At 37.3% G+C, this 25,494-nt stretch carries 21 protein-coding genes; 13 read left to right on the forward strand and 8 right to left on the reverse strand.

Features of this window, described 5'->3' with window-relative positions; all coding sequences use genetic code 11:
* Positions 1-15 precede the first annotated feature (15 nt).
* The 8 genes from ACP3T3_RS12930 to ACP3T3_RS12965 form a co-directional block, all read right to left on the reverse strand.
* Entirely contained in the window at positions 16-1,134 is a 1,119-nt protein-coding gene (locus ACP3T3_RS12930) for a glycosyltransferase family 4 protein (RefSeq protein WP_426476262.1), read from the reverse strand.
* A gap of 108 nt (positions 1,135-1,242) precedes the next feature.
* Entirely contained in the window at positions 1,243-2,244 is a 1,002-nt protein-coding gene (locus tag ACP3T3_RS12935) for a glycosyltransferase family 2 protein (RefSeq protein ID WP_426476263.1), read from the reverse strand.
* Between the two features lie 3 nt (positions 2,245-2,247).
* Positions 2,248-3,318 carry a formimidoylglutamase gene (locus ACP3T3_RS12940; RefSeq protein ID WP_426476264.1) on the reverse strand — a complete coding sequence of 357 codons (1,071 nt, stop codon included), beginning with the start codon at positions 3,316-3,318 and terminating at the stop codon, positions 2,248-2,250.
* Positions 3,319-3,462: 144 nt separating this feature from the next.
* Positions 3,463-6,024: a type I DNA topoisomerase gene (topA, locus tag ACP3T3_RS12945; RefSeq protein ID WP_426476265.1), complete on the reverse strand. Its 2,562-nt coding sequence runs from the start codon at positions 6,022-6,024 to the stop codon at positions 3,463-3,465.
* 275 nt (positions 6,025-6,299) lie between these two features.
* Positions 6,300-6,548, reverse strand: a complete 249-nt coding sequence (locus ACP3T3_RS12950; protein ID WP_426479972.1) for a T9SS type A sorting domain-containing protein — start codon at positions 6,546-6,548, stop codon at positions 6,300-6,302.
* A gap of 2 nt (positions 6,549-6,550) precedes the next feature.
* On the reverse strand, positions 6,551-9,718 hold the full coding sequence (locus tag ACP3T3_RS12955) for a hypothetical protein (RefSeq protein ID WP_426476266.1): 3,168 nt from the start codon (positions 9,716-9,718) through the stop codon (positions 6,551-6,553).
* Positions 9,719-9,923: 205 nt separating this feature from the next.
* Positions 9,924-11,063 carry an EpsG family protein gene (locus ACP3T3_RS12960; RefSeq protein ID WP_426476267.1) on the reverse strand — a complete coding sequence of 380 codons (1,140 nt, stop codon included), beginning with the start codon at positions 11,061-11,063 and terminating at the stop codon, positions 9,924-9,926.
* A 1-nt stretch (position 11,064) separates the two neighbouring features.
* Positions 11,065-12,072: a hypothetical protein gene (locus tag ACP3T3_RS12965; RefSeq protein ID WP_426476268.1), complete on the reverse strand. Its 1,008-nt coding sequence runs from the start codon at positions 12,070-12,072 to the stop codon at positions 11,065-11,067.
* A gap of 193 nt (positions 12,073-12,265) precedes the next feature.
* On the opposite strand from ACP3T3_RS12965, the gene ACP3T3_RS12970 reads away from it, so the two are divergent.
* The 13 genes from ACP3T3_RS12970 to ACP3T3_RS13030 all read left to right on the forward strand — a co-directional run bounded on the left by ACP3T3_RS12970 (position 12,266) and on the right by ACP3T3_RS13030 (position 25,434).
* Complete coding sequence (locus ACP3T3_RS12970) at positions 12,266-15,919, forward strand: MMPL family transporter (protein WP_426476269.1); 3,654 nt, start codon at positions 12,266-12,268, stop codon at positions 15,917-15,919.
* Between the two features lie 42 nt (positions 15,920-15,961).
* Positions 15,962-16,876 carry a dialkylrecorsinol condensing enzyme DarA gene (locus ACP3T3_RS12975; protein ID WP_426476270.1) on the forward strand — a complete coding sequence of 305 codons (915 nt, stop codon included), beginning with the start codon at positions 15,962-15,964 and terminating at the stop codon, positions 16,874-16,876.
* A 1-nt stretch (position 16,877) separates the two neighbouring features.
* The gene (locus ACP3T3_RS12980) at positions 16,878-18,017 is read left to right on the forward strand and encodes a beta-ketoacyl-ACP synthase III (RefSeq protein ID WP_426476271.1); all 1,140 of its coding nucleotides are present in this window, start codon (positions 16,878-16,880) and stop codon (positions 18,015-18,017) included.
* Positions 18,018-18,449, forward strand: coding sequence for a hypothetical protein (locus ACP3T3_RS12985; protein ID WP_426476272.1), 432 nt, complete (start codon positions 18,018-18,020; stop codon positions 18,447-18,449).
* 7 nt (positions 18,450-18,456) lie between these two features.
* Complete coding sequence (locus ACP3T3_RS12990; protein ID WP_426476273.1) at positions 18,457-18,900, forward strand: ABC transporter permease; 444 nt, start codon at positions 18,457-18,459, stop codon at positions 18,898-18,900.
* A 587-nt stretch (positions 18,901-19,487) separates the two neighbouring features.
* Positions 19,488-19,892 (forward strand): hypothetical protein, encoded by a 405-nt coding sequence (locus ACP3T3_RS12995; protein WP_426476274.1) that lies wholly within the window; start codon positions 19,488-19,490, stop codon positions 19,890-19,892.
* 59 nt (positions 19,893-19,951) lie between these two features.
* Positions 19,952-20,947 (forward strand): BtrH N-terminal domain-containing protein, encoded by a 996-nt coding sequence (locus ACP3T3_RS13000; RefSeq protein ID WP_079244002.1) that lies wholly within the window; start codon positions 19,952-19,954, stop codon positions 20,945-20,947.
* Between the two features lies 1 nt (position 20,948).
* Positions 20,949-21,707, forward strand: coding sequence for an ABC transporter ATP-binding protein (locus tag ACP3T3_RS13005; protein WP_426476275.1), 759 nt, complete (start codon positions 20,949-20,951; stop codon positions 21,705-21,707).
* Positions 21,694-22,962, forward strand: coding sequence for an ABC transporter permease (locus tag ACP3T3_RS13010; protein WP_426476276.1), 1,269 nt, complete (start codon positions 21,694-21,696; stop codon positions 22,960-22,962). The genes ACP3T3_RS13005 and ACP3T3_RS13010 overlap by 14 nt, the downstream gene beginning before the upstream one ends.
* Entirely contained in the window at positions 22,952-23,380 is a 429-nt protein-coding gene (locus ACP3T3_RS13015; protein WP_426476277.1) for an acyl-CoA thioesterase, read from the forward strand. Before ACP3T3_RS13010 ends, ACP3T3_RS13015 begins: the two co-directional genes overlap by 11 nt.
* Entirely contained in the window at positions 23,377-24,543 is a 1,167-nt protein-coding gene (locus ACP3T3_RS13020) for a beta-ketoacyl synthase N-terminal-like domain-containing protein (RefSeq protein ID WP_426476278.1), read from the forward strand. The genes ACP3T3_RS13015 and ACP3T3_RS13020 overlap by 4 nt, the downstream gene beginning before the upstream one ends.
* 10 nt (positions 24,544-24,553) lie before the next feature.
* Positions 24,554-25,093 (forward strand): 3-oxoacyl-ACP synthase, encoded by a 540-nt coding sequence (locus ACP3T3_RS13025; protein WP_426476279.1) that lies wholly within the window; start codon positions 24,554-24,556, stop codon positions 25,091-25,093.
* Positions 25,094-25,176: 83 nt separating this feature from the next.
* The gene (locus ACP3T3_RS13030) at positions 25,177-25,434 is read left to right on the forward strand and encodes a phosphopantetheine-binding protein (protein ID WP_034692439.1); all 258 of its coding nucleotides are present in this window, start codon (positions 25,177-25,179) and stop codon (positions 25,432-25,434) included.
* Positions 25,435-25,494: the final 60 nt, after the last annotated feature.

A 25,494-nucleotide genomic window follows, 5' to 3' on the forward strand; every position in this document is an offset into this window, starting at 1 on the left:
AGTAATATTTAATTGTTAATTTTTGTTATTTCTTAATCGATATAGCAAATCCGGCAAGTATGCACCGAAAAAACCCAGTGAAATAATTACCAATAATAAAAGATTCACGTCAATATGTCTTAAATAATATGCTACTCCAACAATCATCAGATAGTAGAGAATAATATAAAAAGTAGATCTTCTGTGTGTAAGATTCAGTTTCAGCAGCTTATGGTGAATATGGTTTTTATCAGCATCGAACGGCGATTTTTTATTATAAAGTCTTACCACAATTACATTCAACGTATCTACAATCGGAAGAATCAGAATGGCGACTGCCACTACAGGAGCAGACTGAAGATGGTATCTTGGTACATCAACCAATTTTTTATCTATAAAAATATCTATAAAACAAATGGAAGTAAAAGCCAGCAAAAAGCCAAGCAGCATGGAACCTGTATCGCCCATAAATATCTTGCGATTCCGGTAATTTGACAAATTATAGTATAAAAACGCCAATACAGTTCCAATAATAATAACAGACAGCACTACCAGCGGATAATTATATTCTCCTAAACGGTAATAGCTGATTCCAAATAAAGCACTGCATATAACAGAATATCCGCCTGCCAGCCCGTCTATTCCATCAATCAGGTTGAATGCATTAATCAGAATAATAAATGTTACAATACTGAATATTACGCTTACAAAATATTCCAGCTCATACACCCCGAATATTCCGAATAAACTTCTGATTCTTATATCTGAACCAATGACTACCAATGAAGACACAACAATTTGGGCCACCAATTTTTTATAAGCTCTCATAACAACAATATCATCCATTACTCCTACATACAGTAGGATTATTAATGAGGCAAATAAAAATTTGTAGAGATCAAATAATTCGTAAGCAAAAATAGAGGCACAGATTCCTATTGAATAAAAGATGGCAATTCCTCCCAGATTGGGAATTTCTCTAAGATGCGAGCTTCTTATTCCCGGCTCATCCATCAAATTCTTTCTTCTTGAGATCTTGACAATGGTGGGAATAGAGAAAAAAGTAATTAAAAAGGAGAACATGAAGCCTAGTCCTATCTTTATATAGAAAATAGGTATTCCTGATCCGCCTAAGAACAATTCAAAATTTTTCATTCTTTTCTTATTCAGCACTTATATCTCCTAAATAAAAAATCATAATACAGAGCTAGCGTCATCATCATTTTCTATTGACCGAAACAATAGTACTTACATTTGTGTTTACTAAATCAATTTTCTTATCAATCTTTTCTGTCCGGCAAAAAACAACAGATAAAAAATCTTTTTCTTCAAAGGCAAAGATAAAAGATAATTCTTACCAAAACGACTATACTTCAATATATCTTGAATTTTTATTTGTCTTTCCTTCATAAAAAGAACTAATTGGTCAGACATACTATAAAATATTTCTTCTTTTTTCACAAAAGCCAGATAGGCTAAAAACGAGTAAATGCCTTCAAAAATCTGGAAATTTTTTAATGCTTCTTTTTTATGGGAATAAGACGATTTTTTGAATACCTGCTCTACATCAGACACTGCTTTTAACATATCAAGCCCCTTTTCAGTATGGGTTTTGGTAATAGAATCGGTGCGTTCAAGGTACTGATAATGGAAATTCTGGGTCTGCGCTATGGTTTCACATTCCAGTAAGAGTTGCGGAATAAGCTGAATGTCTTCAAAGTGAATTCCTTTTTTAAACCTTTTCTGATTAAAAAGTTCTTTTTTGAACAGCTTATTGCATGCAAAGTAGCTGATATCCGAAAACACTGAGAAATTATTTTCAAGGTTTATTTTCTCAGACATATTAGGAAGCTGAGTCAGTTTCTGGATAATCTTCCCGTTTTCATCCACTTTCTGGATATTACAGATCACCATTTTAGCGTGATGCCGTTCCGCTAAAAGGAGCATTTCCTCAAACATAGTTTCGGTGACATAGTCATCACTGTCTACAAAACCTATATAATCGCCGGCAGCTCTGTCAATACCAAAATTACGGGCATCGCTTAAGCCGCCGTTTTCTTTGGTAAAAGCTTTTATTTTATCCGGATATTTTTGTACATATCCTTCAATGATTTTTTCAGAGTTATCCTTACTTCCATCGTTCACGACAAGAATCTCAACATTCGGAAGGCTTTGATTCACCAGGGAATCTAGGCATTTTGCCAGATAATTTTCGACATTATAAACGGGAACAATAATAGATACTTTTGAGGGAACATTTGTCATACATTAAATTTTCGTCAATCTTGCATTCAGCCAGCCCTTCTTTGCTTCATCAAAATCTTTTCTGGAACACGGAATGCAGTTTTCTATATTTTCATCATCACCAAAATACCATAAATTACTGAAGGTATCACGCCTGAATGCATATTGCCTGTCATCTATCAAAACATAGAACATTTCATAATGTCTTTCCTTCGGATGAGAATGCTGGATGTTGATTCCTTCGATCAGATACCACAGCATCTGTGCTAAAAGCTGATGGTTCAATTGGTTTTCCGAATAAATATTATAATTAAAAATTCCGACAGATTTCAGGCTTTCACTCAATCCGATCTCTTTCATATAGGCACAGATTTCTCTCCTGTTCAAGCCATTTACCTGTGGGCTCATTGAAAAAGGCTCACTGAAACTTTCAATTGCATCACAGTTTACGGTAACCAGATCTGCTTTTCTGAAGAAAGGCTCTGTCTTTTCTGTAGAATTCATCATTTCAGCCAACCGGATAATATCAAATTCCACTTCTTTGATCAGCCTTACGGAATCCATTTCATTTAAATGTTTCTGGTAGCCCAGATGATGATAATTTTTAATGGAGAAATTTTTGGCCCCGAAAATTTTGCTTAAAAAAGTATGTTCGTTAATGGTTTCTCCCTGCTGCAGGGAAATAATATTACTGATCTGGGTATAGTTGAGACTTTTCTTGTGGAAATTCAATGCTGAAAACAGCGAAAACGCGAAATCATTGGACCCGCCTATCACCACCGGGATAGCTCTTTTATAATGACATGCTGACAGTACTTCCTGTAAGATGTAGTGCGTATCCTGAACAGATTTCCCGGATACCAGATCACCGAGATCTACCACCGGAATTTCGAAATCCATCTGTGAAAGCTTATAAAATTCTTTTCTTACGGCTGTAAAATCCTGTACCTCTGCATCTCCGCCTGCACCTCTGTAGTCTGATACAAATAAAAGAACGATACTGTCTTCTTTGATATCTTTTGTAATCCGATTTCCTATCTGCCAACTTTCTGTTTTGAAATTTCTTGGTGAAATGATAAAGTCTTCGAAATCCATATTTTAATTTAAAATGTAATAATTGATTAATTGCTTGATGGAACAAACATACAAAAAACATAGAAACTGAGTAAGACCTGGATACTTTTGTTCATAAAAAAAGCCGTCAACATCTGTTAACGGCTTTGTATCATTATTTTATATTTACTTTTTCTTGGCAGCCGGCTTTTTGGCAGCTGTTGTTTTCTTTGCTGTAGTTGCTTTTTTAGCTGCAGGTTTTTTCTTCTCTGCAAAAGCTTTAGGATCCTGATCGGTAATCCACTTTTTAACCTCATCTAAAGAAAGCTCTTTCAATTCATCAGCTTCATATTTGGTATCGTCTGCTTTCCTGGGAATTTTGAACATGGCTTTTCCGAACTTGATGAAAGGTCCCCATCTTCCGTTTTCAATAGAAATCCTTTCTTTTTCCCACTGCTGGATATACCGGTTGGCTTCTTTTTCAAGCTTGGCATCAATCAGTTCGTTGATATCGCTTTGAGAAAGGTTTTCAAAGTCATATTTCTTCGGAACATTTACGAAAATATCTTTGTACTTGATAAATGGTCCGAATCTTCCAGATCCTTTTGTGACAGGTTCTCCTTTATATGTTGCAATAGGTGCATCGGCAATCTTTTTTTCACTGATAATTTCTTCTGCACGCTTCTGATCTACAGAAAGCGGATCTTCACCTTTCGGAATGCTGATATAGGTTTCTCCCCATTTCACATAAGGACCAAATCTGCCAACTCCTACAGAAACAGGCTGTCCGTCAACCTCACTTAAATCAAAAGGCAGCTTGAATAATTCCAATGCTTCTTCGAAAGTGATGGTTGCAATATTCTGCCCGGTCATTAACGAAGCAAAGATCGGTTTTTCCTCATCATCAGTTTCTCCAATCTGGATCATCGCTCCAAATCTTCCGATTCTTGCATGAACATTTTTACCGGTCTTGGGATCCACTCCCAATAATCGGTCTCCCGTTGCACGGTCTGCATTTTCTTCTACGTCTTCAATTCTCGGGTGGAACTTTGAGTAGAAATTCGTCATCATTTCTTTCCATTTCTGATCACCGCTTGCAATTTCGTCAAAGCTTTCTTCTACTCTTGCAGTGAAACCATAATCAAGGATTTCTCTGAAATTATCTGTTAAGAAATCATTGACCACTTCACCAATGTCTGTAGGAATGAATTTATTTTTATCCCCACCGAATTTTTCATCAAGAACTACTTTTTTGATCTTATCCTTTACCAAAGACATTTTGATCACTTCACGAGTATGCGGTTCGATTTCTCTTTTGTCTACATACTCTCTGTTCTGAATGGTCTGAATGGTCGGGGCATAAGTTGATGGTCTTCCAATCCCTAATTCTTCGAGTTTTCTCACCAATCCGGCTTCCGTATATCTGGCACTTGGTCTTGTGAATTTTTCAGTAGCAGTAATGGTTTTATAGTTCAATACTTCTCCTACGCTTACTTTTGGCAATAATTTATCATTGTTTTCCTCATCATCGTCTTCTGTCTTCACAATTCCGTAAGCCTTCAGGAAACCGTCGAATATGATCACCTCTCCCTGTGCTTCAAAATGGTGTGGCAATGACGCATTTCCTATTTCAATTACTGTCTTTTCAATTTTGGCATTAGCCATCTGAGAAGCAAGTGTTCTTCTGTATATAAGCTGATACAGCTTATTCAGCTGTACATCGCCTATGCTTTTCACTCCAAAATCCGTAGGACGGATAGCTTCGTGAGCCTCCTGTGCTGAGGCTGATTTTGTAGTATAATTTCTTGGAGAAGAATATTCTGCTCCGTATTCTGATGTAATTTGTTTTTTTGCTCCTTCAATGGCTTCCTGGGAAAGGTTTACAGAGTCTGTTCTCATATAGGTAATGAACCCTTCTTCGTACAATCTCTGTGCAAGACGCATGGTATTCGTTACGTTATATCCGAGTCTTGACGAAGCTTCCTGCTGTAATGTAGATGTTGTAAACGGAGCTGAAGCCGAACGTGTGCCTGGCTTGGTTTCAACATTGAGAACTTTAAATTCTGCAGTTTTTGCCTGCTCCAGGAATTTTTCTGCTTCTTCTTCTTTTTCGAAGTCTTTTTTCAGTTTGGCAGCAATTTCCTGCTCTGCTTTATTTAAAAAGATTCCATCAAGTTTAAAGCTTGCTTTTGGAGTAAATTCACGGATTTCTTTTTCTCTTTCAACGATTAATCTAACTGCTACAGATTGTACTCTTCCTGCAGACAGTCCCGGTTTTACTTTTTTCCATAAAACGGGTGACATTTCAAAACCTACGATTCTGTCCAACACTCTTCTTGCCTGCTGTGCATTTACCAGGTTCTGATCAATATCTCTTGGATTGTCGATGGCTTTTAGAATGGCGTTTTTGGTAATCTCATGGAAAACAATTCTTTTTCTGTTTTCAGGCTTCAGCTTCAATTCATCCGCAAGATGCCATGCAATAGCTTCTCCTTCACGGTCCTCATCGGAAGCTAGCCATACCATATCGGCTTTCTTTACGGCGGCCTTTAATTCGGTTACCAATTTCTTTTTGTCTGCTGAAACTTCGTAATCAGGACTGAATGTGGCAAGGTCTATCCCCATTCCTTTTTTAGGAAGGTCCCGGATATGCCCGAAACTGGATTTCACTTCAAAATCCTTTCCTAAATATTTCTGAATAGTTTTTGCTTTTGCCGGGGACTCTACGATTACTAAATTTTTCGACATTCTAACTAAAAATTTTTGCAAAAGTAAAGCTTTTTTATTATATACTTTTTGGAAAACGGGTTTAATTTAACAATCGGAGTGGATTACACCCTCTTTCAGCACTTGTTTTTTGAAGAAACAAACCCTTTGTAGTATAGGTTTTAGACTGTTATGTAATTTCAATATTTAATGATATAGAATTTTTCATCAACCATAATAGATGTAAAAATATGTTCGTATGTAAAAAATCGGGATAAGAGGTCCTATCCCGCCTTTTACATCTCTATTGTAAAGATTTATTGTTTTATAATTTTTACAGCTGCTTCTGAATTATTTATTCTTATTAAATACACGCCTGCGTTTAAGAATGAGAGATCTGTCTGGTTATTGATAAACTGTCCTGACCTTATCATTTGTCCCAGGGGATTAAAAAGCTGGAAATGATATTCTTTATTTTCCGTAGCTTTAATATTAAGGATATTGGAAAACTGGCTTGGATATAAGGAAATTTTATTACTGGCAACTTTAAGTTCGGTATTTACAATGCTTAATGTAGAAGCTTAGACATTACGGCAGTTCCTGCAACCGGTCCGTTTTCATCACCATTGGCATCATATTTTATTTTCACACACCGGCAACCTGTACCGAAGTACGGATCATTATTATCATGAAAGACTATGGCTCTATTGGTTGTAGAAGCCGCATCAAACAGCACATTGACTGGTCGTCCCAGATAATTTGAATTTAAAGCCGCCGTCCACACAGCCGGATATTGAAAATTGAGAACATTGAACGTCCCTTGTGCTGTCTGATTTGCTATCACACTTCTGAATCCCCTTGATCCGGAATTGGGGTAATTTCCTATAGGATATGCAGAATTACTAAAGATATATCCTACTGTCGCATTACTAGAATTTCTTACTCTTACTCCCAAATAATCAGTGATAATACTGTATGAAGTCGCAACATTTTTATCTTTTTTATACCAGGGAGTCTGCCCGAAATCTGCCCCCGAAACCAACGCTACATTGGTAAGGTCAGGAATTCTCCATCCTTCGGGACATGGATCAAAAGGAGATTTCCTGCCGCCTCTGCCCCATCTGTCCGGAGCTAAATTGGGTTCTTCTGCCAGCCAGTCTGTTCCGCTGGTATAATTGGGTGTCGCACTGTTATAAGGAGCAAACCTACTCGGAATCATATATACCAGAGGATTTTTCACAGAATAAGATAATATTTTGGAAATCCTATCTGCCGGCTTATCGGGTACCTGTACATTGGAGGCTGCAGCATAGGTATTATAAGGTACAATATAACCTCCTGAAAGGTTATTATAGCCAGACGGGTTCAGTGTACTATAGGAAACGGTTCCATTGGCTGCTGCTGTTCCCAAAAATACATTATAGAAGCTTCTGTTATCCGCATATTGGAACGCAGGAATAGGATCTTTTCTTCCCCATTGATAATGGAGTCCGGTAGAGGCGCGTATCTTTAACAGTTCATCTGCGGTAGGCGCCTGAGGATTGGCAACATTAGGAAAAGCTTCTGTTGCCCCCAGATTACGATCCATAAAGATTGTCTGGAGTATTACATCGGCTTTGTTTACATAATTCACATAATTTGCAACCTGAGCCGGACTTTCGGTAGTATAAGCGTAAGATCCTACAGGAGAGTCCGTAACCCAGATGTGCCAGCTCCAGTATACCGGTGAAGATATACTGCCGTTATGCAATGTCACTACAGCGTTTCCGCTTTGATTGGGAGCAACTTCTACAGATATTTCAGAATTGGCAATATCCTGCAGGGAAGAAGGTGAAGGGTTCACTATTGATATTTTATTGATAAGACCTGCATTGGTTGTCCAGAGAACATTTGCTTTTAAATTATTAAAACTGGAAGGATTTAATATTTCAGAGTTATTCAGCAATTGGCTTTGTACAGAGAATGCTTTACTGACCGGAATTTCAATGATAGCAGCGGTTGCGCTTTTAACGATCTGATAAGTATTCGGATTATTGAGCCCTTCTTTGTATTCTGTGGCTGCGGGCAGATATTCTGTTGGAAAATCATAATCATTAACAATGTATAGCGGATCTTTTATACATCTGCAGCCGTTTGCATCCGAAGTATACATTACCGACATAGGAAAGTAATAATAACGTCCTTTAATAGTTGGATAATTAGGATCCGGAATATCGGGCTGCGCTTTATCAGGAATCATAGAAAGTCCTCTTACAGTAACAGCCGGGGAAGCATCAAACTGCCGGGGCATCGTAGCCGTCCAAAGTGCGGTATGATGCTGATCACTATACTGTCCCAGGTGAGCTCCTCTGATAAGCTGCCCGTTTCCGGGGAAAATCCCCATATTATATCCTCCTACTGCTGAAAGATCAAAGCCAAGATTGGGATAAATCTTAAACCCCGTCATGAAGGCCGGAACTCCCGCATCAGTAGGTTTTATAATATGGTATTTGTTGGTTTCAAAAACATTTTTCCCCATATTGGTTTTCGCTCCGAAAGGTGAAAAGTCTATTCTTATATCATCTACATACGATGGTGAAGCCAGATTTGCAACCAGCATGGAGGGAATACGCCATCCGTTAGGACAAGGATCATAAGGAGATTTATCTCTATAAGGTTTTGCTTTTTCGTCGGTATTGTAAACGGTTTCAATTTTTCCCTGTGCGTTATCAGACCAAAGATTGAGTTCTGAAAGCCTGTTGTTCGGCAATGTGGTAGATTTACCAAACCAATTGACCGGAAGATTGACATTATTATTGTAATAAGCCTGACCGGAGTTGTCGTCTTTATTGACATAAATAAGACTCAAAGGATTTTTTACAGAAAGCCTTATATTATTGGTTACTTCTGCTGCGGAAAGCAGAACGAATTTTCTGAGATCATCAATACTGAAAGCATTGGTCATGTTCTTTGCTCCTCTATGTCTTACCCTGCCGATGGACCCTGAGGCTTCATAGAAATCATTTCCTCTTGTAACCAGGGGTGGAATCGGGTCTTTCCGTCCCCATTGATAAAGCAGTCCAATACTCCTGTTCCAGTCTGATGCTGTAATAGAGTTGGAAGTAGCCCCCAGATTCCTATCCATCCATTTCCAATCGGCGTCCGGAATAACTTCAGTGCTTCCATCTGATTTCATCCTTTTGACATTATTGAAACTTCTATAGGACGTTCCGTTCGTAGGATCATCCGTTACCCAGATATGCCAGCTCCAGTAAATTTCCCCGTTTACTTTGAGGGCGACTACAGCATTTCCCTTTTTTGTCTTATTGACAGGCACTTTTATCTTTGCATCCTGTCCGGTTCCTGTTATTTCGAGAGCGTAATTGACTCCGGATTTTATAAGTCCGTGGACATCTTCCCATAAAACATCTGCTGTCACCGTACCGGCAGGGATACCACTTCCGTTAAGATATCCACCTCCTTCCCACATAGCATATGCTTTCTTTACAGGAACCAGTAATCCTTCACTATTCTGCCCCGGATCAAAGATGTAACTGTTTGGGGCTTTTTTCCAGTCCGGAAGCAATGATTTCGTCAATTCATGTGCCGGTCTGGTCAATGAGTCTGTATTTTCATCAGTCCATACAGTTCCTATTTGTTCAGTCAAGGGAAGATTTCCTTTGATATTTTCTCTGGAAAAGCCTCCTAATGATATCAGGCAGAAGACTGCCGCTAATGTACCAACTAACTTTTTCATACCTTTAGATTTAGTGTTATTAGCGGAATACAATTTTTAAGCCTACATCAATAAAAAGAGATTTATTTTATAAATAATTACACAATAAATAAATTATATTATTAATAATTTAATCATAACTCAACAAAGTGCCACAAAAACCAATAATACTTTTGCATAAAAAAGACAGCCTAAAGCTGTCTTTTAATCTTAAACCTTCACCAACTTATGGAAGGATATAATTTTTATATTGCTCTATGGAAAACCGGCCTGCCTTAATGTTATTAAATATAGAGAAGACGACAAAATTGAAGACGACAAGTGAAATAATAAATGCATAGATCATATTTCTAACCCTTCCGGAAACAACATACATTGCATTTGGAATAATGATATAGGAGAATCCAATAAAGGCTCCTGCAAGTCTCGACGAGAAAATGGGGTTATTTCTAAAGATAAAATAAAGACAGATCCCAATTACCGCATAATTTCTATGATATTCGTAGTAAGGATAAAGTTCTTTCATCTTGGTATCAAAAACAAACAGGAAGAATGTGAGGATAGCCATCATCACTTCCGGAATCCCAATACCACCGTTCAATCGTTGTACAGTTTCATCCATATACCCATTGAATCCCTCTACGAGAGTACTATCCGAGGCCATCCCATCTAAGAAACCACCGAAGCTCCTATAGATTTCAAACGGAGATAAAAAGACAGAGCCTATAATCATAATTAGCATTACTGTTCTATTCAACGGAACACGTGCCAGCCAGTACATGGGCAGGAATAAATAACAGACACTGTGGATACCCGATCCTATGAATATAAAAAACAGGTAATGCCAGAATTTCCGTTCTTTAATATACCGTATTGCAAAGTATACGATAAAAGTTCCCAGATTTTGTCTGATCTGCCCGCTTTCTCCGATAAAGAAGTTGGGAATAAACATAAAAAGGGTAAAAGTAAATGGATAAAAGGTATTGTCTTCTGTATATTCTACTTTAAAGGTCATCGCAAAAATAGCAATGACCAGCGTCACCATATAAAAAGGTGCATCAAAAACGTTGAGAAGGATTTTATTAATCAAAGTATACAGCCATTCCACATCCAGGGTTTCTGCACCTTCCATATGGAGCATCTTCATAAAGATACTGTAATAGCTTTTGGTATCGGAGTAAATATAAATCCCTTTGTAACTTCCGTAATCCGGACCTACACTATCTCTGAAACCAACAATAATAATAAAATAAACAGCAAGGAACCAGAACCATTTTTTATCAACCTTCTTCCCATACACTTCCTGAACACTGAAAAACAGCATGTAGAGGATTGCAATTAAATAATATGGATGTAGTAAACTCATGCTAAATCTCTGATGTTTTTTTAAACTGATGATATACTGTGATTATTCCGGTCAGAATTAAAGGCAAAAAAAGCCTCACTTCCCAAAAAAGCCCCACTAAAGTAATCATAATAAGATATGGAATAGAAAAGAAAAAATACTTTCCAAAAACGTTTCTGTTTTCTTCTTCTGTAGAAAGCGTATATATAAAATAAATCACAATTAATGCAAAAACCAATCCTGCAAGATTGAAAGGACTGGAGAAATTCCTGTTAATATAAAACCCTTCCACAAAAGTAGTTTCGTCTTGCACAAGCACAGCCCTTAAGCCCAGATAAGGAATCAGGAAGGCAACAACAAGCGGCATTAATTTCCAGAGTATCTGATAATTTCCTTTTTTCAACTCTTTACTATTGAAAAATACGGCTGCAAAAAAAGCAATATTCAAACAGGCTGTTTCTCTTACCAAAGTAGAGATTACAATAAGGCCGATAAGAATAATAAAGAAAATATTTTTTCCGGTATCTAAGTATTTCAGGGTTAAAAACACCCCTGCCAGGTAACAGAAGAGTGCAATCGTATCACAATTAGTCGGCGCATATTGTGTTATCACAATAAAAAACACAGATAAAAGATGAATAATCCTTCTTGCATTACCATTCAAAAGGAGTCCCGTTGATTTCAGTTGAAAAACAGCATTCAACATCAAAGAGCATAAAACAAAGAATACACTGTTCATCAGGAAAAGCCCATGATAAAAAGGAGTTCCGTTTTTGGACAGAAAATCTTTGAAGAAGAAAAGAGGACCGTTAATGAGACTGTACATCAGATCTGTCATCTGTACACTCAGATAATTGGGAATCACTCTGTAAGCATATACCGAGGAAAATAAAAAGTCGGGGGTTGTTTCTGATGTTTTCAGTCTTGTATAGGAAGATTCAAATCCGTAATAAGACATCGCAAACAACAGAAGCGGAAGTACTATTACAAATAGAAATCCGTTTATTTTTTCATCATTTCTTTTCAACATATCTAAAACAGATTCTTATTTTTTTAATAATAATTGTGGTTTAAAATACATTTTTTCAAAAGGGAACTTTTGCAAAAGTAGAATATTTTTTGAATCTTCCTAGAATATTTTATTGATTTTCAGTTAAAACTTCTCGTTAACTATTTTGAACTAATGCTTAAAAAATTAAATTTGCAGACTTGATTTAAATGCAATGCATCGCTTTTTTATATTTTTATATTATCTGATTTCCAAAAATAAGATCCTATCGGTCCTGACAGCCGTGGGAATTGCCGTCCTGTGCATTTTCTTTGCGTCAAAGATCAATTTTGAGGAAGATATCAATCAGATTATTCCTAAAAATGAAAAGTCGGATCTCACCGCAAAAGTTCTTAAGCAGCTTAATTTTTCGGATAAAATTATTGTTATTATAGAGAACAGATCCGGTGAAGACAGCTTCCTGCTTTCTGAAACGGCAGATAGTTTTCTAAAAAAACTGGAACCTCTGCAAAAATATATTGGTTCTGTTCAGGGCAAAGTGAACGATAATGAGATTTCCGAAACTTTTGATTTCGTCAGTCAGAATTTACCCTTGTTCCTTAATGAGAATGATTATAAGGAAATTGACCGAAAGCTTCAGAAAGACAGCATTGCAAAACAGGTAGAAAACAATTACATCTCACTGGTTTCCCCAACGAGCCTTGTCACTAAAGAGTTTATTAAAAAGGATCCTTTGGGACTAACTTTTCTAGGTATTAAAAAATTAAATGCTTTAAACATCAGTAAAGACTTCAAACTCGAAGACAGCTATATTGTAACCAAAGACGGTAAAAACCTCCTGCTTTTTATTGATCCTAAAAACAAAAGCAATGATACGAAAGCCAATGAAGCATTTGTAGATCAGCTTAATTCTATCAAAGACGGAATCAACAAACAGTTCAGGGGGAAAACAGAAATCAGCTATTTCGGTTCGCCGGTGATTGCTGTGGCCAATGCGAAGCAGATCAAAAAAGACATCCAGAATACGGTAGTTATTTCGATGACCGTCCTGCTGATTCTGCTGATCTATTACTTCAGGAATTTCTTTACTCCCATTATCGTGTTTCTGCCTACTGTATTTTCAGTACTGCTTGCACTCCTGGTTCTTTATTTTATTAAAGATAAAATTTCAGCAATTTCATTAAGCGTGGGGGCCATTCTGATCGGGATTACCATTGATTACGCCCTGCATATCCTTACACATTACAAGCATAATAATAATATTGAAGAGCTTTACAAAGAGATTACCCAACCGATTATATTGAGTAGTGCAACAACAGCCGTTTCATTTCTGTGCTTGGTTTTTGTACGTTCTGAAGCATTGAAGGACCTGGGTCTTTTTGCTGCCATTACTGTTATTCTTTCTTCGATCACAGCATTAATCATAGTTCCTCAGCTTTATAAACCAAAAGAAAAGGGAGAACATCTCAACACCAACTTTATTGACAAGATCGGATCTTATCCGTACGAGAAAAACAAACCCCTTATTATTGGGTGCTCCATTATCATTCTGGCCTGCCTGTTTGGATTCAGGCATGTAGGTTTTAATGAAGATATCGGGGAGCTGAATTATATCCCGAAAGAACTGAAAATCAGTGAAGCAAAATTGCAGAAGCTTTCCGACATCACTTCAAAATCTATTTATACTATTTCTTATGGAAATTCTGAAGAAGAAGCATTAACCAGAAATTCTGAATTAAGCAGCTTTCTTGAAAATGAGAAGAAAGAGGGTAAGATTTTAAGCTATAATTCTATCGGAAGTGTCGTCCTTTCAGAAAAGGACCAGCAGAAAAAAATTGAGGAATGGAACCGTTTCTGGAATACCCAAAAGAAGGATCAGGCCATTTCTGAGCTGGTTAGCAACGGAAATAAATTCGGATTCAACAGCTCGGCTTTTGACAGTTTCAATGAAGCCCTGCATAAAAATTATTCTTCATTATCGCTTAAAGATTATGAAAAAGTAAAGGCTCTTCAGATTTCAGAATTCATGAGCAGCGAAAATGGTTTTTACACCGTTTCCAATGTTGTAAAAGTGGACGAAAATAAACGGGACACCTTCATTAAAGATATAGAAAAGAAACATGATGCTCTTGCCATTGACCGTCAGCAGATGAACGAGAATTTTCTTGGACTGCTGAAAAGAGACTTCAATACATTGATCAATTATTCTCTTCTGGCAATCATTTTAACGATTATTGTGTTCTTCAGAAACTTTGAATTAACGGTTCTCACCATGTTCCCTATTGTCCTGACGGGTGTTGTGACAGCCGGAATTCTTTATTTCTTAGGATTGGAACTCAATATTTTCAGCACCGTTGTCTGTACCCTGGTGTTTGGAGTGGGAGATGATTTCAGCATTTTCCTTACACAAGCGATGCAAAAAGAGCATACCACAGGCAAAAATGAATTGCCAACTTACAGAACATCTATTATTCTTGCGGTTTTCACCACTATTCTCTCTATTGGATCTCTGATCTTTGCCAAGCATCCCGCACTGCATTCTTTAGCATTAGTGGCCCTGATAGGAATGTTCTCTGTGATTATTATTACCTCTACCCTGTATCCGTTCTGGTTCAGGCTGCTGATTACGAACAGAGCCAAAAAGGGACTTTCTCCGATTACCTTCAGATTGTTCATATGGTCTGTAATATCATTCCTATATTATGGGTTGGGCGGACTGCTGTTTTCGGCCTTCGGAAGCTTCTTTGTGAAAAATTCAAAAGGGAAAACCCTGGATATTATCAAACTTATTTTAGCCAGATTTTTAACTTCTGTCCTTTATTCTAATCCATTTGTAAAGAAGAAGGTCATTAAAAATACATTCGAGGACTTCAGCAAACCCGCTGTCATCATTGCTAACCACACTTCTTTCCTTGATACCCTGGCTATCGCAATGGCCACCCACAAAATCATTTATCTGGTGAATGACTGGGTATATCAGTCTCCTGTTTTTGGAAAACTGGTAAGAGCGCTGGGCTTTTATCCTGTTTCGCAGGGAATTGAGAACGGCATGGAAAAATTAAAGGAAAAAATTGAACAGGGCTATTCCCTTGTTGTGTTCCCTGAAGCAGAACGTTCATATACTAATGATGTAAAAAGATTTCATAAGGGAGCATTTTATCTTGCGGAACAGTTTGGATTGGATATTCTTCCACTGTATATTCACGGGAATTCTGAAGTATTACCGAAAGGAGATTTCATTATATACGACGGAAGCATTACCGTAAAAGTAGGCAGCAGGATCAGTAAAGATGATATAAGTTTTGGGAAAAATTATTCCGAGAGAACCAAGAAAATCAATGCTTATTTCAGAGAAGAATTTGCGAAACTGAGAGAACAAATTGAAGATGAAAACTATTTTAGAAATAAATTATTCCTGAGCTATCTGTATAAAGACAGTGAAATGGTAAAAGAAGTAAAAAATGATTTTAATACCAACAAATCAGTATATTTCGAGCTGAACAAGCATATTGCCAACGAAGCCAACATTCTTCATATAGCTGATGATTTCGGACAGAAAGATGCTTTATTAACTTTATACCAAGCCGACCGAAGAATTTTTTCTCTGATCAGGAATAATGAAAAAAGAGCTATAGCTTCCCACAGCTATCTGGTAAAAAGAAGAAAGATACAGTATATAAAAGACCTTTCTGAAGTGAATAAAAAGATGGATGTTCTTCTGATTTCAGACGATCACTTTACAATGAATGATATACAGGAGCTTCCCGAAACTGTCATTTTTGTAAATACTAAAAACACGTTGTTTGAAAATAAAAATTATACACTAAAATGGAGTTCTGAATCAATAAAAGTATTTAAAACTGAATAATAAATATGAAAAACATATTTTTGTAAACCCTAAAGAAAACTAATGAAGAAAAATATACTTGTCATATATTATTCACAGACTGGTCAGCTCGAAGACATTGTGAGGAACATAGCCAGGCCTTTTGAAGCTCAAAAGGAGAAATACGATGTTACCTATTATAATATTAAGCTGAAAGAAGATTTTCCGTTTCCCTGGCCGGGTGATGTTTTTTTCAACACTTTTCCTGAATCTTATCTACAGATTCCTAAAGAACTTCTTCCTCCATCCGAAGAAGTTCTGAACAAAAAATATGACCTTATTCTGTTTGGGTATCAGGTATGGTATCTCACACCGTCCATTCCTATTATTTCATTTCTAAAAAGTGATTACGCCGGGCGCATTCTTAAAGACACTCCTGTGGTTACTATTTCCGGAACCAGAAATATGTGGATGCTTTCCCAGGAAAAATTAAAGGTATATTTAAGAGATTTACAGGCAAAACTGGTCGGGAACATCGCATTGGTAGACCGGCACGACAATTACACCAGTGTGTTGACCATTCTCAGATGGCTTACCACGGGCCGGAAAGAAAAATCTGGAATGCTTCCCGCTGCGGGCATTTCTGATGAAGAAATTACAGGTTCTGTAAAATATGGCGAGATTATTGAAAGACATTTCAGTAATAACGACCTGAATACTCTGCAGCCGGATCTTGTGAAAAACGGAGCCATTGAAATCCGTCCGTTTTTAGTACGTGTAGAAAAGGTGGGAAACAAAATTTTTACAGTATGGTCTAATCTGATTATCAAGAAAAAAGAGAAACGTCCATTGCTGATAAAATTCTTTAAGGTATATTTGATGGCAGCGATATGGATTATCTCACCTGTCGTTTTGGTATTACACCTGCTTACAACCCCTATATTTTGGTTTAAAAGACAAAAACAAAAAAGATATTTACAAGGAATTAATTTAAAATAGAATGTACGACGTATTTATAACAAAAGCATCAAAATACTTACCCAATGAGCCGGTAGCGAATGATGAAATGGAGACTTATCTTGGGCTTATCAATGATGCGCCATCCAAAGCAAAATCACTTATCCTAAGAAATAATAAAATTACGACAAGATACTACGCTTTAGATAAGGAAGGAAACCCTACCCACTCTAATGCGCAGCTTACCGCTAAAGCAATTGAAGGCCTTTTTGACGAAAACTTCAAAAAGGAAGATATGAAATTGTTATCTGTAGGAACTACTTCACCAGACCAGATCCAGCCTTCTCACGCTTCTATGGTTCACGGTGAGCTGAACATCGGAAAATCTATTGAGATTAATACTTCAACAGGTCTTTGTAATTCAGGAATGAATGCCCTGAACTATGGATTCCTTTCCGTAAAAGCCGGTGTACAGGAAAATGCAGTATGTGCAGGTTCCGAAAGAATGTCTGCTTGGATGACTGCTGATAAATTCAACCATGAAGCTGAAAACTTAAAATTGCTCGAAGAGAGACCTATTGTCGCTTTCAAAAGAGAATTCCTGAGATGGATGCTTTCTGACGGGGCAGGCGCTTTTCTGCTGGAAAATAAACCGAGAGAAAACAGCACTTCTTTAAAAGTAGAATTCATTGATTTCTATTCGTATGCCCACGAAATTGAGGCATGTATGTATGCCGGATGCGACAAACTGGAAGACGGAAGCCTGAAATCATGGGCAGACTACCCTTCTGATGAATGGCTGAAGCAATCTATTTTTGCCATCAAGCAGGATACTAAAATCCTTGATAAATATATCCTTGTGAAAGGAGCAGAAAGTTTAAGGTCTTCTTTTGACAAGCATAATTTAGACCCGGAAAAAATTGATCACGTATTGGCTCATATTTCTTCAGGCTATTTTAAAGACGGACTGAGAGAAGAATTTGCTAAAAAAGGAATGGACTTCCCTACGGAAAAATGGTTTTATAACCTTTCTGAAGTAGGAAATATCGGAGCAGGATCTATATTTATCGCCCTTGAAGAACTGATGAATTCCGGAACCTTGAAAAAAGGGGAAAACGTACTTCTTTGTGTCCCTGAAAGTGGAAGATTCGCTTATTCTTGCGCTTTATTAACCGTTTGCTAAATGGAAAACAGACTGCCTACATCCGATAAAGATTTTGTGGAAAGCCTTATTCCGCAACGGTTTCCTTTTGTGATGGTTCATGGATTATCTGAATATTCTGAAAATCACCTGCTGTCAGGTTTTGAAATAAAAGAAGACAACCTTTTTATCCAGGACGGAGTATTTCAGGCTTCGGGACTTATCGAGCATCAGGCACAGAGCGTTGCCCTGCACACAGGATATAAATATTATCTGCTGGGAAAAGATGCCCCAACCGGATATATCGGAGCCATCAAATCATTTGAAGCTGAAATGCTGCCTAAAGTAGGAGATCAGCTGGAATCCGAGGTAACCATCCTGAATGAAGTAATGGGAGTAACTCTGGTAGATATCGTTACGAAACTGAACGGTGAAGTGATTGCAAAATCTCAAATGAAAACCGCTGTAAAATAAACTGAAAATGGAAATAAAGGAAGAGAATATCATCAATATACACAACTTTTTACCGCATCGTGAACCGATGCTTATGGCAGACTATATCCTTGAGCTGACCAAAGAAAAAGTAGTGACTTCCTTTGAAATAAAAGAAGATAATATATTTGTTCACAACCATGAGTTTGCAGAAGCCGGCCTTATCGAAAACCTGGCACAAACCTGCTCATCTATCCTCGGGCAAAGCTTCTTTGAAAATCCTGAAGCGGATACGAAAGTAATCGGGTTTATCACCAATATCAAGAAGATTGAAGTTTTTGCCCTTCCCAAAGTGAATGATAAAATCATTTCCAAAGCTTCACTTATTTCACAGTTTGAGAACATCTGCCACATCTTCTGTGAAACATTTAACAATGATGAATTATTGATCAGAGCGGAAATCAACCTGTTTATTCAGGAGGTAAAGTCGTAAGATCAATTCAACATAGAATAGAAAGCTGTACAAAACGTACAGCTTTTTTTATCCTAAATAGTAATCTTAAGTGGATTTGTGAAAAATTTGTGTAATCATTTGTGCTATTTGTGTTTAAAATAAAGGTTTGACTAAAGCAGGCTGATTTTTATTTTTTGCAAGCAGGCTCTCTCCGTCTCCGCTCAGAATTACAGCCCGCTCCTATTGAATTGATTATAACCACCTTAGAACAAAACCGCTTACTTTTTTAATTGTTCACGTACTTATCACCCTATATTAAACAATTGGCAACCAATGCAATACAAGTCAAAAAACTCATTATAAGATGAATTATTTCACGTGAAACATTATCAAATCTGTGAAACTTTGATGACTAGGGCAACTAAAAAATAATATTTATAATTTAACAGCAGTTAATATTTTTAAGTACAACCGAGGTTGACAGCATATTGGAATGTAATAGTAATGGATTTTCGTAATTACGATCACCATGTGATGTATTTTCATTATTTTAGCCACCTGATTAAAAGAATCAGAAACAGGTGAACCCTATTTCATCTGGAATCTAAAAAAACAACATTATTTAGATGAAAAAACAAGATCTGCCTCAAGACGAAAGTAACCTTAAATCCGCCAACATGACGGAAGTTTTGTATGTGACGGATGAGAATGACAACTACACGACAGCAAACAGTACAGGCTGGGATGCCAAGAAAGCTGCGTTGGATGAATCTATGGAACTTATTTATGAGAGAATTGAGGAAGCAAAACAAAATGTTGCCAATCATACTGTAAGTCCCATCGTTTACTTTATGGAACTGAATAAAATGGATATTGGCGTTCTTGCTTCCTACGTAGGAATGTGGCAATGGAGGGTAAAAAGACATTTCAAACCCAAAATATTTAATACACTAAGCGAAAATGCACTGAAAAAATATGCCGAAGCTTTCGGAATTTCAGTGGATGAATTAAAAAACTTCAACGGAAAATAAATGAAATGAGGCAATATAAAGCCCGTTTCATTTAACCAATGAAAAGATACAATCAGCAAATGAAATTAAACTTTGAACACCATCAGACTGCGCATTGCGAAAACGGTGTTGCTTCTAATCTACTGCTTAATAAAGGACTGAAACTAAGTGAGCCTATGATCTTCGGGATCGGTTCCGGGTTGTTTTTTGTCTATCTTCCTTTTTTAAAGGTGAATTTTGCTCCGGGCTTCAGCTATCGTCCGATGCCGGGTGCTATTTTCAGTAAAGCAGCCAAAAGATTAGGAATTAAAATCAAAAGAGAAAAGTTCTCAAATCCTCAAGATGCCCAGAAAGCTCTTGAAAGAAATCTGGAACAAAATATCCCTACAGGGCTTCAGGTAGGCGTTTTCAACCTTACCTATTTCCCTGAAGAATATAAATTCCACTTCAATGCCCACAATCTTGTGGTCTACGGAAAAGAAGACGGAAAATTCCTGATCAGTGATCCGGTGATGGATTATACCACATCCCTTTCCGAAGCGGAACTGGAAAAGGTAAGATATGCAAAAGGAGCACTGCCTCCAAAAGGACATATGTATTACCCTGTTTATGTTCCTGAAAATGTAAATCTTGAAGAAGCCATCAAAAAAGGAATTAAAGATACCTGCAAAAATATGCTGGCACCGGTACCGCTTATCGGGGTAAAAGCCATGAGATGGGTAGCCAAAAGTATCCCGAAATGGGCAGAAAAAAAGGGAACAAAAGTAACTAACCATTATTTGGGACAGCTAATCAGAATGCAGGAAGAAATCGGAACCGGAGGTGGAGGGTTCAGATTTATTTATGGTGCATTTCTTCAGGAAGCGGCTGTTATTCTTAAAAATGATGAACTTAAGGAATTATCAAAAGAAATTACTTCTATTGGTGACCTTTGGAGGGATTTTGCCGTAGATATTGCCAGGGTGTATAAAAACAGAAACTCCAAAAGTAATATCTATAACGAACTTTCAAAAACGATGCTGCATATTGCAGATCTGGAAGAAGCTTTCTATAAAAAACTGAGAAAAGCGATCTGATATGGCGGAAAACATGATTGAGATCAAAAACTTATACAAGAAGTACAAGAATTCTGAAGATTTCTCTGTAAACGATATCTCTTTGAATATCGAAAAGAACGAAATCTATGGAATTCTCGGGCCTAACGGAGCAGGGAAAACTACTTTAATTTCTATGCTTTCAGGTCTGATAAAACCTACTTCGGGGCAATTTACGATCAATGGCTTATCCCCACACTCAAATGGATTTAAAATCAGGCAGATTATCGGAATTGTCCCTCAGGAATATGCTTTATACCCAACGCTTACGGCGGAAGAAAACCTGATGTTTTTCGGAAGCCTGTATGGTTTGAAACATAACCAGCTTAAAAAAGCAATTGATGAATCCCTGGAAATTATGGGACTTTCAAAATTTGCAAACAAGCAGGTAGGACAGTTTTCAGGAGGAATGAAACGCCGCTGCAACCTCATCGCCGGAACCCTTCATAATCCTAAGGTCTTGTTCCTGGATGAACCCACTGTGGGAGTCGATGTTCAATCCAAAAAAGCAATCATTGACTATCTTTTAGATTTAAATAAACAGGGAACCTGCATCATTTATACTTCCCATCACCTTTCGGAAGCAGAAGAATTCTGTACCAAAATTGCCATTATAGATCATGGAAAAATCCATGCCGTAGGAACACCTGAAGAACTGGTAAACAGAGTGGCAAGTGCAGAAAACCTTGAAGATGTTTTCATTTCATTAACCGGAAAAGAACTAAGAGATGTTGTTGTATAAACTGTGGAGAAGCTTTATTAAGGAAATTCTTCTTCTGAAAAGAGATATCGGGGGAATTGTCATCATCTTTGTGATGCCACTGCTTCTGATTGTAACCATTACCCTTATTCAGGATTCTACCTTTAAAAACCTTGAAGGATCAAAGATTCCAATCATTTTTATTGATCAGGACAAATCTGAAGTTTCAAAAAACATAAAAGCGGAACTGGAAAACAGCAAAACATTCCAGCTGCTGACCAATTTCAATGAAAAATCTGCCCAGGATGCCGTATTCTCCGGAGATTATCAGATGGCGATTGTCATTCCGGAAAATTTAACGAAAGATTTAAATTCCAATATTGATTCTAAAGTTCAAACCATTGTAAGCTCTTTTGGATTGGAAGGAGATTCTGCAAAAGTAAAAACGGCAGCTCCTAAAGCTAAAGAAATTCACTTATACTTCGATCCTGCTACCAATGCCGGATTTAAAAATTCGGTGATGAATTCTGTCAATAAAATGGTTTTTGAGATTGAGAATAAAAAAATCTACAAAGCATTCCAGGATCAGCTGGGAACTACAGAAAAACTTGACGAAAATAAAAACCTGATCAGCTTTAAAGAGATCACCCCGAAAAAAGGAAAAATGGACGTCATGCCGAATTCTGTTCAGCATAACGTTCCTGCATGGACTCTTTTTGCCATCTTCTTTATTGTAGTTCCTTTATCCATCAATCTGGTAAAAGAAAAAAGCCAGGGAACAAGTGTAAGGGCCAGAATAAGTCCTACTCCGTATTTTGTACATATTTTAGGAAAAACATTTACCTATCTGATCATCTGTATGATTCAGTTTTTACTGATGGTTGCCGTAGGAATCTATCTTTTCCCTTATATGGATCTTCCGGCTTTTGATGTGTCCGGAAAGATGTCCCAGCTTATTATCGTAACGCTGTTTGCAGGATTGGCAGCCATAGGATTTGGGGTTTTATTGGGAACTATTGCTGATACACAGGAGCAGTCTGCCCCATTTGGAGCAACGTCTGTAGTTGTACTGGCAGCCATTGGAGGAATCTGGGTTCCTGTATTTCTAATGCCGGAATTCATGCAGACCGTAGCCAAGTTCTCTCCTATGAACTGGGGACTGAATGCCTATTACGATATTATTTTAAGAAACAGCGGCATTGGTGGAGTTGCCCAAGAGCTGATCTTACTGTTCTTATTTTATCTTGCCACCGTAGCCATTTCCATTTTTTACGAAAAGAAACAAAATGCAGTCTAAAGAAAATATATTAACCTGTACCGAAGAAGTAAGGGTACGATTCAACGAGACAGATCCACTGGGAATTGTCTGGCACGGGCATTACATCGTTTATTTTGAAGACGGAAGGGAAGCTTTCGGCCGCCAGCACGGCCTTACTTATCTTGATATTCAGAATGCAGGATATGTAACCCCGATTGTAAAAAGTACCTGTGAACATTTTCTTCCTTTAAAATACGGAGAAACCTTCAGGATTGTAACTACTTTTATCAACTCTATTTCTGCCAAGCTTATCTACAGATATGAGCTTTTCAATAAGGAAGATCAATTGGTATGCAGCGGCGAAACGATTCAGGTTTTTCTTGATAGCAATGGAAGCTTATGCCTTTACAATCCGGAATTTTTTCAAAACTGGAAAGATAAAATGGGATTATCATGAATAAGGAAATTTACATCACAGACTACAATTGTGTAACTCCGTTGGGCTTCAATGTTGATTCCAACTGGAACGCTCTTTTGGAAGGAAAATCAGGAGTTGCTTTACATAAAATTATAGACAGTCAGGATGCTTTTTATGCTTCTATGATTGATTCTGATAAACTGAATGAAGAATTCAACAGATTCTTCGACTACGCTCAGAATGACATTCATAATTTCACAAGACTGGAAAAAATGCTTCTTTTAAGCTTACAGCCACTTGTTGAAAGACATACTCTATCAGAAGATACAGCCTTTATCCTTTCCACCACAAAAGGAAATATCAGTCTGTTAAAAAACCAGTCTGAATTACCGGAAGGCGTTTATTTATCAAAATTAGCCGAAAAAATTGCCGATTTTTTTGGATTTAAAACAAAACCAATCATCGTTTCTAACGCCTGTGTTTCAGGAGTAATGGCCATTTCTGTTGCCAAGAATATGATCCAGGCAGGAAGATATAAAGATGCCTTTGTGGTAGCAGGTGATGAACTTTCTGAATTTGTTATTTCAGGATTCAATTCATTTCAGGCTATAGGATCAGGCCCCTGCAAGCCTTATGATAAAAACAGAGACGGAATCAATATCGGTGAGGCCGCAGCTGCTGTCTATATAACCAGCTGTCATTCTGACGAAGGAAGAATCCCAGAAAACGAAAAGTTCAGGTTTAAAGTACTGGGAGACTCTGCCGTCAATGATGCCAATCACATTTCCGGACCTTCAAGAACGGGTGACGGTTTGTATGCCAGCATCAGAAATGCCATGACTGAAGCGAATGTTTCTCCGGAACAAATCGATTTTATTTCTGCCCATGGAACAGCCACTTTATATAATGACGAAATGGAAGCCATTGCCTTCAACAGAATGGATCTTCAGAATATTCCCCTCAACAGTATGAAAGGATATTACGGGCATTGCCTTGGTGCATCTGGACTTTTGGAAAGTATTATTTCTATGGAAGGAGCTCTTCACAATACTTTGATTCCCTCAAAGAATTTTGAAGAAATGGGAGTAACCCAGCCTTTGAATATCATCAGAGAAAACCAAACTTCAGAAATAAAATATATTCTAAAGACCGCTTCTGGGTTTGGCGGATGTAACGCAGCTGTTGTGCTGGAAAAATGTTAAACTGAAAGTGATGAAGAAAACAAACAGCTGTACCATAGAACATTCAAAAATAACCGTTGACGGAAATCTTATTTTTGAAAGCCAAAGCGAAACCTTTCACGAATTTGCCAAAGAAGCTTATAAAAGCTTAGATCTCAGCTATCCTAAATTTCATAAAATGGATAACCTGAGCAAACTGGCTTTTCTTTCCGCCGAAATCATTTTGAAAAACGAAGACCACAGCAGAACAGCTATCGTTTTTGCCAACAGATCTTCCAGTCTGGATACGGATTTCAAATACCAGGAAAGTATCAATGATCAGGATAATTTCTATCCGAGTCCGGCAGTTTTTGTCTATACTCTACCCAACATCTGCGTGGGAGAAATCAGTATTAAACACAAAATGCAGACAGAAAATGCTTTTTTCGTTTTGGATGATTTTGATGAAAAATTTTTAAATGATTATTCTGAACAAATTCTGCTGTCCGGAAAAGCTGACAAAGTATTGTGCGGCTGGGTGGAATTGTATCAGGAAAATTACAAAGCTTTTGTATATTTGCTCACATTATAATTTAACAATGTACCCATGCTAAAGGCAATAACAACCATTGGTAAACTGGTATATTGATATATTGTTACATTAAAATAATATTTATGGAAAACTTAAAAACAGAATTGAAGCACAAAATTATTGAAGTCCTTAACCTTGAAGATGTATCTGTAGAGGAAATCAAAGATACTGATCCGCTATTCGGAGGAGGATTAGGATTAGATTCTATCGATGCTTTGGAACTGATCGTTCTTCTTGATAAAGACTATGGAATAAAATTAGCCGATCCTAAGAAAGGAAAGGAAATTTTCCAGTCTATCGATACGATGGCTAAATTTATCGAGGACAACAGAACAAAATAATCAATATAACAATTTAACAGTGTAGCAATGTAGCAATTATTGGTAAATTGTTAGGTTGAT

This window comes from Chryseobacterium sp. CBSDS_008 (assembly GCF_049959325.1).
GTDB lineage: Bacteria > Bacteroidota > Bacteroidia > Flavobacteriales > Weeksellaceae > Chryseobacterium.